Origin of the sequence: Gardnerella sp. DNF01204 (assembly GCF_049244145.1) — a bacterium.
GTDB lineage: Bacteria > Actinomycetota > Actinomycetes > Actinomycetales > Bifidobacteriaceae > Bifidobacterium > Bifidobacterium vaginale.
This window is the reverse complement of sequence record NZ_CP058379.1, coordinates 841,138-857,635: the sequence shown is the minus strand read 5'-3', so window position 1 is coordinate 857,635 and position 16,498 is coordinate 841,138. Positions and strand designations below refer to the sequence as shown.

The 16,498-nt window shown below is 38.4% G+C and carries 10 protein-coding genes; 2 read left to right on the top strand and 8 right to left on the bottom strand.

The window, feature by feature from the left end:
- Nucleotides 1–155: 155 nt before the first annotated feature.
- The 8 genes from tsf to uvrA form a co-directional block, all read right to left on the bottom strand.
- A complete protein-coding gene (gene tsf, locus HXT46_RS03300) occupies nucleotides 156–1,007 on the bottom strand; it encodes a translation elongation factor Ts (protein WP_032833912.1) in 852 nt (283 codons plus the stop codon).
- 29 nt (nucleotides 1,008–1,036) lie between these two features.
- The gene (gene rpsB, locus HXT46_RS03295; protein ID WP_004111661.1) at nucleotides 1,037–1,837 is read right to left on the bottom strand and encodes a 30S ribosomal protein S2; all 801 of its coding nucleotides are present in this window, start codon (nucleotides 1,835–1,837) and stop codon (nucleotides 1,037–1,039) included.
- A gap of 270 nt (nucleotides 1,838–2,107) precedes the next feature.
- Complete coding sequence (gene def, locus HXT46_RS03290) at nucleotides 2,108–2,596, bottom strand: peptide deformylase (protein WP_004111662.1); 489 nt, start codon at nucleotides 2,594–2,596, stop codon at nucleotides 2,108–2,110.
- A 127-nt stretch (nucleotides 2,597–2,723) separates the two neighbouring features.
- Nucleotides 2,724–4,784 (bottom strand): AMP-dependent synthetase/ligase, encoded by a 2,061-nt coding sequence (locus tag HXT46_RS03285; protein WP_041160640.1) that lies wholly within the window; start codon nucleotides 4,782–4,784, stop codon nucleotides 2,724–2,726.
- Nucleotides 4,785–4,995: 211 nt separating this feature from the next.
- Nucleotides 4,996–5,577, bottom strand: coding sequence for a hypothetical protein (locus tag HXT46_RS03280; RefSeq protein ID WP_004111664.1), 582 nt, complete (start codon nucleotides 5,575–5,577; stop codon nucleotides 4,996–4,998).
- Between the two features lie 305 nt (nucleotides 5,578–5,882).
- Complete coding sequence (locus HXT46_RS03275; RefSeq protein WP_004111665.1) at nucleotides 5,883–7,013, bottom strand: GuaB3 family IMP dehydrogenase-related protein; 1,131 nt, start codon at nucleotides 7,011–7,013, stop codon at nucleotides 5,883–5,885.
- Between the two features lie 88 nt (nucleotides 7,014–7,101).
- Nucleotides 7,102–9,333, bottom strand: coding sequence for an excinuclease ABC subunit UvrC (uvrC, locus tag HXT46_RS03270; RefSeq protein ID WP_014554585.1), 2,232 nt, complete (start codon nucleotides 9,331–9,333; stop codon nucleotides 7,102–7,104).
- A gap of 44 nt (nucleotides 9,334–9,377) precedes the next feature.
- Nucleotides 9,378–12,401 (bottom strand): excinuclease ABC subunit UvrA, encoded by a 3,024-nt coding sequence (gene uvrA, locus HXT46_RS03265; RefSeq protein WP_410310711.1) that lies wholly within the window; start codon nucleotides 12,399–12,401, stop codon nucleotides 9,378–9,380.
- A 260-nt stretch (nucleotides 12,402–12,661) separates the two neighbouring features.
- On the opposite strand from uvrA, the gene HXT46_RS03260 reads away from it, so the two are divergent.
- Together HXT46_RS03260 and HXT46_RS03255 are read left to right on the top strand one after the other, a co-directional pair.
- Nucleotides 12,662–14,263, top strand: coding sequence for an ABC-F family ATP-binding cassette domain-containing protein (locus HXT46_RS03260; protein ID WP_004111673.1), 1,602 nt, complete (start codon nucleotides 12,662–12,664; stop codon nucleotides 14,261–14,263).
- 15 nt (nucleotides 14,264–14,278) lie between these two features.
- A complete protein-coding gene (locus HXT46_RS03255; protein WP_415686616.1) occupies nucleotides 14,279–16,498 on the top strand; it encodes a beta-carotene 15,15'-monooxygenase in 2,220 nt (739 codons plus the stop codon).

Genomic DNA, 16,498 nt, shown 5'->3' with positions numbered 1-16,498 from the left:
CGGCGAACGCAAGCATATCTTTGCCATGATATCTTTCAATGACGACACAGCAAAACACGATTTTATAATGTATAAATTAAAAGAATGGGCTTGCATGACTTATCACGCAAACCCATTCTTGTTTTATGAATTTTTAATAAGCTTTCGCTTAAAAATTATTCAGCAGAGCCTTTGCCAACCTCAACGCGAGCGAAAGCCAAAGCAGTGCCACCAACTTCCTTGAACAAATCTCCAATAGTCTTGGAAGGATCCTTGACATAAGACTGCTCAAGAAGAACGGTTTCCTTGAAGAAGGCGTTCAAACGGCCTTCAACAATCTTTGGAACAATCTTCTCTGGCTTGCCTTCAGCTAAAGACTTTTCTGTAGCAACGCGACGCTCAGACTCCAACACATCTGCTGGAACATCTTCGCGGCGAAGCCACTGAGCGCCCATAGCGGAAATCTGCAAAGCAGCTTCGTGAGCAACCTTAGCGCCCGCTTCGTCGGTAGCAATCATAGAAACAATGCTTGGAGGTAATTCAACGGACTTCTTGTGAGCATAAACCTCAACGTGAGGACCGCTAATCTTGGCAATCTGCCCAACCTTAACGTGCTCGCCAAACAATGCTGCTGCTTCTTCTACTTCTTCCTTAACCGTAGCATCTCCAGCCTTAGCTGCAAGAAGCTCTTCTGCACTAGAAGCATTGGCTTCAATAGCATTGTTCAACACAGTTTCGGAGAATTCAACGAACTTTGGAGTCTTAGCAACAAAGTCGGTTTCGGAATTCAATTCAACTGCATAGCCAGTTTCACCTTCTGCAGTTTTAACAACCTTAGAAGCAACGGTTCCTTCCTGAGCCTTGCGACCTTCACGCTTGCCAGCGGCCTGAATGCCCTTAGCACGGATAATTTCCTTAGCGCGAGCTACATCGCCTTCGGATTCGGTAAGAGCCTTCTTAACGTCCATCATGCCAGCGCCAGTTTCTTCGCGCACCTGCTTAATCAACGCTGCAGTAATTGCTGCCATTTTGTTCTCCTCATTAACCGCCAACAGACTTATTCAGCCTTGGCTTCGTCTTCAGACTGTTCAGTTTCCTTAGTGAGTAGTTCCTTTTCCCATGCTGCCATTGGCTGAGCGTCAGAACCTTCGGACTTTGCGCCCTTTCCAGCACGTTCAAGCAAACCTTCTGCAACAGCGTCAGCCATCAAGCTAGTAAGAAGCTCGACACCACGAATTGCATCATCATTTGCTGGAATAGGATACTCAACAGAGTCTGGATCAGTGTTGGTGTCAACGATTGCCACAACTGGAATACCAAGCTTGTGAGCTTCTTCAACGGCCAAAGCTTCCTTGTTAATATCAACAACAAACATTGCCGAAGGAGTACGGTTCATGTTGCGAATACCGCCGAGCTGCTTGGAAAGCTTGTCCTTTTCGCGTTCAAGAAGCAAAAGCTCCTTCTTAGTCAAACCAGATCCACGAACATCAGTGAAGTCCATTTCCTCAAGTTCCTTGAGACGCTTTACGCGAGTGGAAACAGTCTGGAAGTTCGTCAGCATACCGCCGAGCCAACGCTCGCTCACGTAAGGCATGTTCACACGAGTAGCCTGATTTTGCACAGCTTCTTGAGCCTGCTTCTTGGTACCCACGAACAAAACAGTACCGTTGTGAGCAACAGTCTGCTTAATGAAGTCATAAGCCTTGTCGATCATGTCGAGCGACTTGAACAAATTGATGATATGAATACCATTGCGCTGGGTTAGAATAAATTGCTTCATCTTTGGATTCCAGCGACGAGTCTGATGTCCGAAGTGCAAACCTGCCTTCAGCATTTCACTCATGGTAATCTGTGCCATATCTATATACCTTTCTTGTCGGTTCTTGCCTGGCCATGCCTGTTCGCATGCAACTTGGATAACATATGTCTAAATCCAAGCCGACCGACACGAACGGACGCGTACATGGCGCGTATTCGCGTATCCGAGTAGACAATAAAAAACGAGCAATCATATAACGCGACAACATTCATGCTCAATGGACACGCAAAAGATAATCATATCAGACGCTTAATACTAAATAAATAATACAAACTAATACTATAGTTGTTGCTAGTTCTCATTTAGATATTATTTAGATAATCCATTACGAAGTTGGCGCAAAGCTTGTTTTCTAACATCTTTCTCTAAACGATCCAAATAAACGTGTCCATCTAAATGATCACACTCATGCTGAATCATACGAGCCATTAAACCCTTGCCCTCTAGAACAATAGTTTTACCGTCTAAATCAATGCCTTTAGCCCTAGCATAATCTGCCCTGCGAGTCTTATACCATAATCTTGGAACGGACAAGCAACCTTCATCCCCATATTGTTCACCACTCAATTCTTCAATAACAGGATTGAGAATATAGCCAATATGACCTTCAATATTGTATGAAAACGCTCTAAGGCTAATACCTATTTGATTTGCACTAAGACCTGCTCTTCCTGGATCGTTTACAGTCTCTAATAAATCTTCTACGAGATTTCTAACTGCTGGAGTAATCTCACGAATTGGATTACATGGTGTTCGAAGAACAGGATCTGGAACAATGCGAATCTGTCTAATAGTCACAGTACTTCCTTAAAAATTCTAAAAGGCTAATTAAAAATGCAATGCAATTATACAAGACTTAGTGTAATTAAAATTGCAATTTTAATCAGCCTATTTAACGTTTTATAGCTAATTTAGTTTCGAATAACTATTCTTTGTCGTTAGAATTATTATTCTTCTCAGCATATTCAGTATGCTGATCTTTTACATTAACCTGTGTAGGCAAATCCTCACCAAAACGTTTCAGATGAGTAGCAGCCTGATCGATTGCTTGCTTAACTCTAGGAGTAACCGCTTCTTGAGCCTGTTTAACAGTTTCTTGCGCTTGCTTAACAGTCTCAGTTGTCTTATCTAAAATCTTAACTGTAGCAGGTAATGGTCTACTGTTTGGTTTTGGAGCATAAAGCTGATTCTCTATAAGATCACAATACCTCTTCAAAACCTTAGGACGCACAACTTTCATGCTTGGAGTCAAAGTGCCAGTTTCTTGTGAAAATTCTTCATCCAAAATAATAAATTTACGAATAGACTCAGCCCTAGAAACAGTGCTATTTGCCTGATCAATAAACTGTTGTACAACAGAACGAATAGCATCGTTTTCCGCAACAGCACTCATAGAAAGATTTTCATCCATTCCTTGACTCTTAAGCCAAGAACGAACCATATCTGGCTCAACCTCAATCAAAGCGGAAACAAATGGCTTACCGTCTCCTACAACTACTGCGTGAGATACGAGAGGACACTTAGAGATAATACTTTCCAAAGGCGCTGGACTTATATTTTTTCCACCAGCAGTGATAATAATATCTTTCTTTCTACCAGTAATAGACAAGAATCCTTCATCGTCGATCTCGCCTAAATCTCCAGAATGGAGCCATCCATCTTCGTCAATAACATCCGAAGTAAGATCTGGCTTATCATAATATCCGATAAAAACGTTAGGACCTTTTACAAGGACTTCTCCATCATCTGCAATACGGATAGTAATTCCAGGACCAGGGCGACCCACAGAACCAACTTGATTAGCATGCTCAAAATTAACAACACAAGGAGCTGCTGTTTCGGTCATTCCATAACCTTGAATAAAGGTTATTCCATCCAACCCGTTAAAGAAATGAGCAAGCTCAGCGTTTATTGGAGCTCCGCCGCAAGCTAGCCATGATAAATTAGGTCCCAAAGCAGATCGTATGGAAGATCCAACAGTTTTCATATAAAAGTCATGCTGAAGTTTTGCATAAATTGAGTGTGTTCTACCTTCAACTTCATCTTTAGACCACTCAATAAAATGTTGTACAGCCTTTGCAAAAATCCTACCGCGTATACCTGCTCCAGCTTTTTGAGACGCAGCATTATAAACCTTTTCAAACACTCTTGGGACTCCAAGCAAATATGTAGGTTTAAAACTACGCAAATCTGCTAATAAATGCTTTGCATTTGGCACATATCCAATAACACCGTGAGAACCTATTGCCACATACTGTATGTATCTGGCAAAGCAATGAGCTAACGGAAGGAATAGCAATAGTCTACTTGGCTTATAAAGCATATCATTTAAAACGTCATAAGCTGCATACACAATATGCGTAAAATTCCTATTGGAAAGCATTGCACCCTTTGGTTTTCCAGTTGAACCAGAGGTGTATACGATAGTCGCTAAATCATCAGCTTTTACTTGACATATGCTGTTATTAAGTTCGTCATCGCTGATTGATTTTCCAAAATCAATCACTGCATCTATTCCAGCAGCTTTAAAGTTAAAAATAGTCTTTAAAGACATACGCTTATTGTCTTGGCGAACTCGCTCTAAACATTGCGCATGTTCATCATCACCTGCAAAAGCTATCACAGGCTTTACTTCAGAAATAATTTCAGCAGCTTGGATTGCTGAATCTGTTTCATAAATCGGAATGCTTACAGCACCAATGCACGCGCAAGCAAAATCCGCAACGCCCCACTCATAACAGGTTGGGGAATAAATAACAACTTTGCTTCCTCGTTCAACGCCAAGAGCAATCAACCCCTTAGCTGTTGCACGAACTTTTAATAGCATTTCAGATGCAGTAACATCATGCCATTGACGAGTATCATCGTCTTGCCATTGGGCTATTACGCCTTGTGGATCTCGCATTGCCCTATTGGCAAGCAGTGAATAAATTGTGTCACCGTCATTTGTTGGGTGAATGACCTCTACAGCAAATTCTCGCAGCATAGTCTTAATTGTACGGTATATCTAACACGACACAAACGAAAGTCGTACAAAAATGTCAACCTAAAATTGGTGGTTTTTACAAATAAACTCTTCTGGTTAGATAATTAGAAGCAAACTAATAATGATTACCTAAACCAGAAGAGTCATATTTTTGTATTTAACTATTATTTAATTGACAATGGAATTTAAAGGCTAGTATATTTCCTACCAATCATCCCAAGTCAACTAATGTACATATCCAACTTCCGTTTTGAGATTTAAATGCCAAAGACGCACAATAATTTAAGCTTCCAATAGAAAATAAAACAACTGCCTCAAAACGAGTTGGACTAATTAGCATTCCATTTATCATTCTTGGCATAGTCGGTTTGCAACGTAGTTGCCAACTTGTATATTCATCGTGTTTGTCTGAGAAACATTGAGATATTAGATACCACATGTTTTCAAGCTTAAAAATACATTCTTCGCTAAGAACCTTACGCATTTGTGACGATATCGGTCTTCCTCTAGAAATGTCACTAGCAATACATGCTACTTTGCACGCTATTAAAGCGAGGTCTAAGTACAATTCCTCATCTGCCGAATTATTAAAGCATGATGATACATGATATGTTGCCATAAAATGCGAAGAACCCACTGGGAATGAACCTTCGTATACTGGCAATGGCTTGCGATCATTCCACTTGAACGTAGTATGATCATCATTTGCAGCAAAGTCGTTTTTTACAACTTCCCAGAATGCATCATTTTCGTCATAGTTATCGCTGACTATGGTACCAAGAGTATTATTCATTTTCCTGCTCTTTCCCGTTAAAATTTGTTACTTATCCCATTTTCTATTTTTAAATTCCTTATTTTATTTTTTGTATTTTTAATTTAAAACCAATGTCTAGCAAAGGTTTAAATAAAGCATACAACTTATTTCAAAAATTCAAAGTATTATTTCTAAGTGTGCATAAATAAAATTAAATCCTCGATTTTTGTTGAAAAATCAAGGATTATTTAGTGTTAAGTTATGCACATTATAGTTTTTACTTCCTTGTGCACTTAAATTTTTAGTTTTAAGCTCACAAGGAAGTAAACAAATAGTATTAAAAATTACCGAACATCCTGATGGAATGGGTTAAATACAACACTACAACGCTGGAAACTCTTAACATCGACATAGCCAGTGGATGCCATTGTGCGCCTTAACGCACCAACATAATTTGTTTTTCCGTCTGCCATATGACTTGGACCAAACAAGATATTCTCCAGCGGAGCAACAGTTCCAACATTCGTACGCATTCCGCGTGGCAAAGATGGATGGCGAGCTTCTGCTCCCCAATGCATTCCGCGTCCTGGAGCCTCGGTTGCTCGTGCTAAAGGAGTTCCAAGCATAACTGCATCTGCTCCCATAGCCAAAGCCTTAATAAAGTTGCCAGATGTTCCCATTCCGCCATCTGCAATAATTTGAACATACCTTCCGCCAGATTCATCCATATAGTCGCGACGAGCTTCGGCAACATCCGAGATTGCAGTTGCCATAGGAGCTTGAACACCAAGAGTATTCATAGTTGCAGAAACTGCACCTCCACCGAAACCTACGAGAATTCCAGCTGCACCAGTTCTCATTAAATGCAAAGCTGAAGTGTAATCAGCACAGCCTCCCACAATAACTGGAACATCAAGATCATAAATAAATTTCTTTAGATTAAGTGGTTCATGATCTTTAGAAACATGTTCTGCACTAACAGCTGTTCCACGGATAACAAAAAGATCTACTCCAGCTTCTAACACAGTAGAATAGAATTCCTGAGTGCGCTGAGGAGAAAGAGCACCTGCAACAGTAACTCCAGAATCACGAATAGTGCGCAAACGTTTAACAATAAGTTCAGGCTTAATTGGTTCAGAATAAATTTCTTGTATACGCTTCGTAGCAATTTCGTTTGGAATCTCCGAAATTTCCTTTAGAAGTGGTTCTGGATCCTCGTAACGAGTCCATAAACCTTCCAAATCAAGTACACCCAAGGCGCCCATCTGACCCATTGCAATAGCCGTATCTGGGCTAGTAACAGAATCCATTGGCGCAGCAATCACTGGTACGTCAAAACTATAAGCATCGACTTGCCAGGACGTAGAAACAGCCTGCGGGTCGCGAGAACGACGAGAAGGTAGTATAGCAATATCGTCAAGTGAGTAAGCAACTCGGGCTTTTTTGCCCAATCCTATTTCAATTTCCTGAGACATACTTACAAGGCTAGTGTCTTATCATGACGAATCAACATGCCGAAAATTATTTAACTAATTTATAAGATAATTCTATTGAATATCAGTGTTACTTATGCAATGATTCGTAAATAGATTTAGCTTTAGCTTGACCGATGCCAGAAACCTTTTGTAAATCGTCAACACTCGCATCTTTTAATTTCTTAACACTACCAAATACGGAAAGAAGACGTTTTTTGTAAAACTCTCCAATACCAGGAATCGAGTCTAGTGACGAATTTAACATGGCTCTTCTTCGTTTCTGCCTATGATAAGTTATAGCAAAACGATGCGATTCATCTCTAGCTCTCTGTAGCAAATATAATCCTTGGGAGCTTCGTTTAAGAATAATTGGGTATTCATTATTAGGAAGCCAAACTTCTTCAAGCTTTTTAGCCAAACCGCATACGACTATGTTTTTTATTCCACAATCTATCATAGCTTTTTGTGCTGCTCTGGCTTGTTCTCTACCCCCGTCAACAACTATAAGATTAGGCGTATAAGCGAATTTTTTATATTTTGATTTTTCAAGATTTTCTCCGTAATCATCATCTACATCGCCACTACTTGTGTGCTTAAAACGCCTAGAAATAGTTTCATACAATGCGCTCAAATCATCAAGTTTTCCGTTGCCATCAGACCCTTTTATGGAGAATCTTCTGTACTCGCTAGGTTTAGCAATACCATCTTCAAATACAACCATTGATGCAACCTGATATTCTCCATTTACCGTATTGGAAATATCATAACATTCAATACGCAAAGGAGATTCGCTCATTCCAAGAGCTTCAGCCACCTCGTTCATGGCGCTACTTCTTGCATCTAAACTGCTGATTCTGCTGGACTTCAGTCTCATTAATGATTGTTTAGCATTATCATTTGCTTGATTCATAAGATTTCGTTTATCGCCACGTTCAGGAACCTTAATGCTAACTTTAGATCCACGCAATTTGCTTAACCAATTTTCCAAATTTTCACATTGATTCTGTGATATTTCAAAAGGAATGATTATTTCTCTAGGGATTGGGGTAATTGGGTCTAGTAAATCTCCCCTTCCTGTTGATTCTTGCCTTTTTTTACGCTCTTTTGTTGTTTTTGCACGATACGCTGAGTCAATATATTTACTCTTGGTATTCTCCAAGTCAATCTGCAATGCATTTCTTGATTGCTCTATTTTCAAAGAGTCTTCATATTGCAAATTATTATTTGATTCATATTCTGAATAAACTCGCATAAGCAAATTCGCTATTATATCTGCATCGCTAATATCCTCGCTTCTTTCAACCTGCCAATTTTTCTCTCCTCGCAATAAGCCTTCGCGAACAAAGAATGCGTGAACGCATGCCTCTAGAGAATCTCCACTAAAACCAAAAACATCAGCTTCAACATTCTCGTCAAAAACAACAGAATTTTGTTGCATAACAGTTTTAAAAATGTTTATTTTATCTCTTATTTTTGCAGCATTCTCAAAATCAAGATTATCGCTAGATTCTTTCATTTCTCTTGTTAAATCGTTAATGTAAGAATCACCTATAGAACCAGTTAGTACACCAACTAATTGTTCAACATTATTTCTGTGAGTTTTACGATCCACTTTTGCAATGCAAGGTGCAGAGCATTTTCCAATGGCTGCAAGAAGACAAGGTCTACCAGTTTTATGAGCTTTGACAAAAACGGATTGTCTACACGTTCTTACAGGAAAAGTCTTAAGCAAAGAATCTAGACTGTGCCTTAGCTGCCACACTTTTGCATATGGACCAAAGTATCTAGTTGATTTAGAATTCCTATTTCTTGTGATCCAGACTCTTGGAAAATCATCATTCACAGATACAGCAAGATAAGGATATGTTTTATCATCTTTAAAAACAACATTAAAACGTGGATTAAACTCCTTAATCCACGTGTATTCTAGTGTTAAAGCTTCAAGCTCAGTGTTTACAACGGTCCATTCTAGGCTTCGAGCTGTTAAAACCATCGACTGAGTTCTAGGATGAAGCTGATTTAACGGTTGAAAATAATTAGACAACCTATTTCTTAAACTTTTTGCTTTTCCAACGTATATTACTTTCCCCTTCTCATCTCTCCACTTGTATACTCCTGGTTGATTTGGAATATCGGAAGTTTTTGGTCTAAATAAGTCTCTCGTGTCGCCTAAAAGTGATGCTCCAAAATTATTTTTAACTGAATTGTTCAAAATGTCAGTAGTACTTATATCACAATTAGACAGATGAGTTTTCTTCCATTTGCCTTGACTGCTTATAACATCTTCTTTGATATCTATGTTATTATTCACAATTTCCATTCTGTTCACCTCCTTTCATAAAAATACTATTTAACTATATTCCTTTAAGATTTGAGCATAGGCTTTAAGAATTTGCCCGTCCAACTTTCTTTCGATTTTGCAACTTCTTCTGGAGTGCCAGTGATTACTATTTCGCCGCCTTTGTCTCCTCCCTCTGGTCCTAAATCAATAATCCAATCCGCGCATTTTACAACATCAAGATTGTGTTCAATAACTATTACAGTATTGCCTTTATCTACCAAAGATTGAAGAACGCTTAAAAGTTTACGAACATCTTCAAAGTGCAATCCAGTTGTAGGCTCATCAAGAATATAAACAGTTTTGCCAGTTGAACGTTTTTGCAACTCTGTAGCAAGCTTTACTCTTTGTGATTCTCCACCAGATAATGTTGGAGCACTTTGTCCGAGTTTAATATATCCAAGACCAACTTGTACAAGAGTATCCAAATATCTTGAAATGGATGGATATGCTTTAAAGAATACAGCAGCTTCAGAAATTGGCATATTCAGAACGTCTGAAACGGTTTTACCATTATATGTTACGTCTAGAGTATCTCTGTTGTACCTTTTCCCATGACATTCTTCACATTGTACGTATACATCTGGCAAAAAATTCATCTCAATTTTCAGCGTTCCATCTCCGCTGCAAGCTTCGCATCTTCCGCCTTTTACATTAAACGAGAATCTTCCAGGACCATAACCTCTAACTTTTGCTTCTGGTGTTTGAGCAAAAAGTGTACGTATTTTGTCCCAGACACCAGTGTAAGTCGCAGGGTTTGATCTTGGCGTTCTGCCAATAGGGTTTTGGTCTACGTGAACAACCTTGTCACAATTTTCAATACCATCAACTCGTTTATGAAGTCCTGGAACAATGCGAGCGCCGTTTAGCTTATCTGCTAAAACTGGGTAGAGTATCGAGTTTATAAGACTAGATTTTCCAGATCCAGATACTCCTGTTATGCAAGTAAATATGCCTAAAGGTATTTCTACATCTATATTTTTAAGGTTGTGTTCTTTTGCTCCAACAATAGTTAGTAAACGATTTTTGTTTATTTTTCGACGATTTTTAGGAACTTCTATGCATTTTCTTTTTGCAATATAGTCTCCTGTAATTGAACGTTTTGCATCTTTTATGTGATTTGCTGGTCCGCAATATACTACTTCTCCACCGTTTTCTCCAGCTTCGGGTCCAATATCTACTAACCAGTCGGATTGCCGAATTGTATCTTCATCATGTTCAACAACTATAAGAGTGTTACCTAAGTCGCGAAGATTGTGCAATGTTGATATGAGTTTCTCATTGTCTCTTTGATGTAATCCTATTGAAGGCTCGTCAAGAACGTACATGACTCCAACTAGTCCAGATCCAATTTGAGTCGCCAATCTTATTCTTTGTGCCTCTCCACCTGAAAGTGTTTTTGCGGCTCTAGAAAGAGTTAAATAATTTAAGCCAACATCATTTAAGAATCCTAATCTTGCCTTGATTTCTTTTACAATTTCTTTAGCAATTATCTTGCTTGATCCTTCTAGTTTTAAAGAATTAATCCATTCAAGACTTTTTTCTATTGGCATATCACATATGTCTGCAATTGAGTATGAGTTTATTGTTACTGCTAAGACTTCTGGACGCAATCGTTTACCGTTACATGTTAAGCATGGAACTTCTCGCATGTATGACTCGTAGTATTGGCGCATTTGATCTGAGTCTGTTTCATCATGCTTGCGCATAAGAGTGCGCACTACACCTTCGAATCCTGTTGAATATTCTCTCTGCCTACCCCATCTATTTTTATAAGATACTTTTACTTCGAAATCATGCCCATAAAGTATTGAATTTTGCGTATCTTTCGACAATTCACACCATGGTGTATCCATACTAAAACCAAGTTCAACACTTAGCCCTTGTAGCACATGCCTATAGTATTCCCCTGCAGCTTTATTTAGTGCCCAAGGTTCTATCGCGCCTTCATTAAGTGATTTTTCTGTATTTGGAACAACAAGAGCAGGGTCAATCTCTAGATTGTAACCGATTCCAGAGCAATCGGGGCACGCCCCATAAGGAGCGTTGAATGAGAATGTTCTAGGCTCTATTTCTGATAAATTAAGCTGGTGATTGTTAGGACAAGCTCTGTGCTCAGAAAAATTTCGGCGTCTGCATTTAGAATCAGCAACTTCATCTACAAAATCAGCTATAACAATTCCTTTAGAAAGTTTTAAAGCCGTTTCTATAGAATCAGTCAAACGAGTACGTATGCCATCTTTTATAATTAACCTATCTATTACAACTTCGATTGTGTGTTTCTTTTGTTTTTCTAAAGTAATATCTTCAGAAAGCTCGCGCATTTGCCCATCTACAAGCGCTCTCGAATAGCCGTCTGATCTAAGAAGAGTAATTGTATCTTTGAATTCGCCTTTTCTGCCGTTAACAACAGGTGCTAATATTTGCAATCTTGTTCTTTCTGGTAAAGAAAGTATAGAATTAGCCATTTGTTGTGGTGTTTGAGCACTGACAAGTTCGCCACATTTAGGGCAATGAGGAATTCCAACTCTAGCAAAAAGAAGCCTTAAATAATCATAAACTTCTGTGATTGTTCCAACAGTAGAACGAGGGTTACGATTAGTAGTTTTTTGGTCAATAGATACAGCTGGGCTTAATCCCTCAATAAAATCTACATCTGGTTTATCCATTCTTCCAAGGAATTGCCTGGCATACGCGCTTAAGGATTCCACATAACGCCTTTGACCTTCTGCAAAAAGAGTATCGAAAGCAAGAGAAGATTTACCAGATCCTGACAATCCAGTAAAAACAATCATACGATTTCTAGGCAATTGTAAACTAACATTTTTTAAATTGTGCTCTCTAGCTCCTTGTATGGTTATCTTTAAATCTGAAGGAACAGAAGACAAATCATATACTAAATTATCATTATCTTTTACAGGCTGAGCAGAGTCGAGCATAGATTGCAAGATGTCAGCTTTTTTAGTGCATTCATGGTTTTTGTTATCTAAAATTGCATCTTGGGATAAAGGTAATTGCATGTTTTGCGAAGAATCTGATTTGCTTTGCATTCTGCCTCCCTAAGAGCTATTTTAAGAATCAAGACTTTGCACCAAACTCACTATTGATTGAGCACTAATTATACAATACAATTAATTATAGAACACTTGTTCGAAGTAGATAATTTTCTGCGTGTTGTCGAAATACGTAGAAATATGAAGAATAAAATCCTTTAGTAAAAACTATGCAAGCCTAACTGTATAATTGTGAGTTTGGCTAACACATTTTGAAGATATTCAGATTAAAGCATTATTTTAAGGAGTGGGTGCAAATGGCTATTGACGCACAAGGATTAACTATACAAATTGGTGCGCGTACGCTATTAAACCCTACCGACTTTCATGTAACAAAAGGCGACAAAATCGGCTTAGTTGGAAGGAATGGAGCTGGAAAAACAACTCTTACACGAGTAATAACAGGAGAAATGCTCCCAGCTGGCGGAACTGTACGAGTAAGCGGTGGATTGGGGTATCTACCACAAGATACTCATGCAGCAGACCCAGAACAAAGCGCGTTAGATAGGATTATGAGCGCTCGCGACATTTCATCAATCGTATCTCGTATACGAAAAGCAGAAAAAGAGATGACGAATCCAGATCCAGATATTATGACGAAAGCCATGAATCGCTACGATAAGGCCATTGAAGACTTTGAAAAAGCTGGTGGATACGCTGTTCAATCGGAAGCAATATCGATGGCAAACAGCCTTGGGCTTCCACAAGAAATTATGAAGCAAGCTCTTGGAACTCTATCTGGCGGTCAACGTAGACGAATTGAACTTGCACGAATACTTTTCTCCGATGCAGACACGCTGATCTTAGATGAGCCTACCAACCATTTAGATGCAGATTCTATAATTTGGCTGAGAAACTATTTGAAAAAATTCTCTGGTGGATTCTTAGTAATATCCCATTCAACAGAATTGCTAGATGAGGTTGTAAATAAAGTCTGGCATTTAGATGCACAATTGGCTCAAATAGACATGTATTCAATGGGTTGGAAAGCATACTTACATCAACGCGTTGTAGACGAAGAACGCAGGCGCAGAGAACGAGAAGTAGCTGAAAAAAAAGCTGAACGCCTTATGAAACAAGGTATTCGTTTACATGCAAAAGCAACAAAAGCAGTAGCAGCTCAAAACATGATGCGTAGGGCTGAACGTCTGTTAAGTGAAACAAGCGAAGCACAAAGTCGCGAGAAAGTAGCAGATATTCGTTTTCCAGAACCTGCTCCTTGCGGACGAACACCTATTATGGCTGAAGATATTTCAAAAGCTTATGGATCCAATATTGTATTTGCTGGCATAAATTTGGCTATAGATAAAGGTTCAAGAGTTGTTATTCTCGGATATAACGGTGCTGGTAAAACAACCACTTTACGTATTCTAGCTGGAGAAGAAAGTGCAGATACTGGCAGCGTAAACTATGGGCATGGCTGCAAGATTGGCTATTTTGCTCAGGAACACGACACTTTGGATTTAGATGCGACAGTATTAGAAAATCTTCAGCATGTTGCTCCAGATTTAAATGACACTCAAGCAAGATCTATGCTAGGAAGCTTCCTATTTTCTGGAGATGACGCAATGAAGCCAGCTAAAGTGCTTTCGGGAGGCGAAAAAACTCGTCTAGCCTTGGCAACTCTTGTAACTTCAAAAGCAAACGTGCTTTTGCTCGATGAGCCTACTAACAATTTAGATCCAGCTTCTAGAGACGAAATTCTTAAAGCCATTGCAAAATACGAAGGCGCTATTGTATTGGTTACTCACGATGAAGGAGCAGTTCTTGCGTTAAACCCTGAACGAGTTCTTCTTATGCCAGACGGTGACGAAGATTTGTGGAGTGATGACTATCTTGATTTGGTTGCGGAAGAATAGGATTTTAGGATTGCTATGAAAACAACAGCTAGATTTGCTAATTTTACGCTAAAACACATTTTCCATGTTCTTCGCGAGCCTTTAGCAATCTTGCTGTTAATAGCATTGTTTGAATGCACTGTTGGAAATATTCCATTTTGGAATAGTGTTACTGGCAGCACAGATAGCATGTTCGCACACAATGCAACTGGTCCAGGTATTGAAAGACTTTCTTCTGGAGGACTTTTAATTACCGATCCTTCGGAATCTTATTTAGAAGTTAATTCCGACGGATCTTCACCATATATTCAGCTTAAGCCTTCACTAATTACGCCGAAAAAAATTGGCAAAAGCCCTGTTAAAACGGATGTGCATGTACGAATTGATGTTAATAAAATCGCTGGAAAGCCTTTAAGTACCAACCCTAGAGCCATTAGTTTTGCTATGCTTCCAGTTCCAGATCAAGCAATTGGAGTTAAAAGCACTCTTAGATTATGGATACAACATCCTAAAGGAGATGTTGTAGACGTTGAGGATGCTAAAGCAAATGTTAGAGCACCTTTTAGCTGGAATTGGGGTCGCGTTTTTCTTCTTATAATAATTTCAATTTTTATTGCATTATGGAATCCGTGGTCTAAGCTTTGGAAAATCAGACTTAATACAAAGAGTATTAATCAAAGACTTTTACTTACTTTATTTTGGACACCTTTCCTTTTGATTGCTATTTTTGCAATATTTTGGAATGTTTTTAACGGTATTCCAATGCATTTTGATGTTGCTGGAAACTACACTTACGATTTTGATCAATACGCACGTACAGCAGACGCTCTACTTAAAGGTAAGACTCATCTTGATTTACCTGTTCCGCCGCAAATGCAAAAATTATCTAATCCGTATGACCCAATTGCAAGAAATAATCTTCTTTCTGATTATGTACACAATATTTATTGGGATCATGCGTATTATAAGGGTCATTGGTATTCGTATTTTGGTGTAATACCAGTTGTTTTATTCTTTATCCCGTATAAGATTATATCCAATTTGTGGATTCCTGGTGGAGCCATGCTCCCTACAACAATAGCCACTTTCATATGCTTAATTGGATTTTTAATTTTTGGCTCACTATTGGTTATTCGTCTAATTAAACGTGTTAATCATCAGGCAACTCTTGCTTGTGTATCAATTTGTTTAACCTTATTCTTTATTACTTCAAACACCGTTTACTTGTGGTTTAGAACATCCTTTTATTCAGTTCCAATGGCTGCATCATTATTCTTCACTTCACTAGGATTATGGTTTTATCTCGGATCTATTAAAGATGAGGAAACTATAAAATCACACAAAATAGTGGAACAATTAAAACCATCATCAATAATATCGTTTAAGCATATTGCAGCAGGATCGTTGTTTATTGCTTTTAATCTTGGTTGTAGACCAACTTTTATAATCGCTTTTCTATTCGCAATTCCGCTATTTTATACTCATTTTTACTCATATATTAAAAATATTATTATCAGTGACAAAAAATCTATAGAAAATCTTAAAAACTTATTAAAGCTAATTCTTTGCATAATTATTCCATTTATAATAGTTGCAATACCAATCGGATTATATAATGCTTTAAGATTTGGGTCCCCTTTTAATTTTGGCAATGAATATCAGATTACGATTACAGATATGACTACAATGCGTCTCCCTTCGCAGAACATCATTCCATCCATTTTAAGTTATATAGCTTTGCCAATACGTTTTATATCAACTTTCCCTTGGATAGCAATTCAACCTATTGCTTTTGAAAAGTGGCAATATGCAGAGCCAATGATTGGTGGAATGTTTACATTATCTCCACTCGCATTACTAGGAATTATATGCGTTTTCACAATGGCTAGAAACATGAGTAAAATCGCTACACGATTAGCTATAATATCTGTAATTTCAGGCATAATCGTTATTGTTTTTGACAGCTTAAAAGCTGGTATAGGATGGCGATATATTGCGGATTTTGCATGGCTTTTCGCTTTAAGCGCAATAATAGGTATTAATTCTTTACTACAAAAATATGCTGATATTACAGTATGTGACACTTGGAAAACTAAAACATTATGCTATTTACTGCGATTCGTTATTTTTGGTCTTCTATTTTTCTCCATAGCAATAGCTTTTCTAAGCTGGTTCGTACCAGGCAGAGAAGACTCAATACTACGTTTTAATCCTCAAATGTGGCATACTGTGAGATGCTGGTTCACATTAATCTAA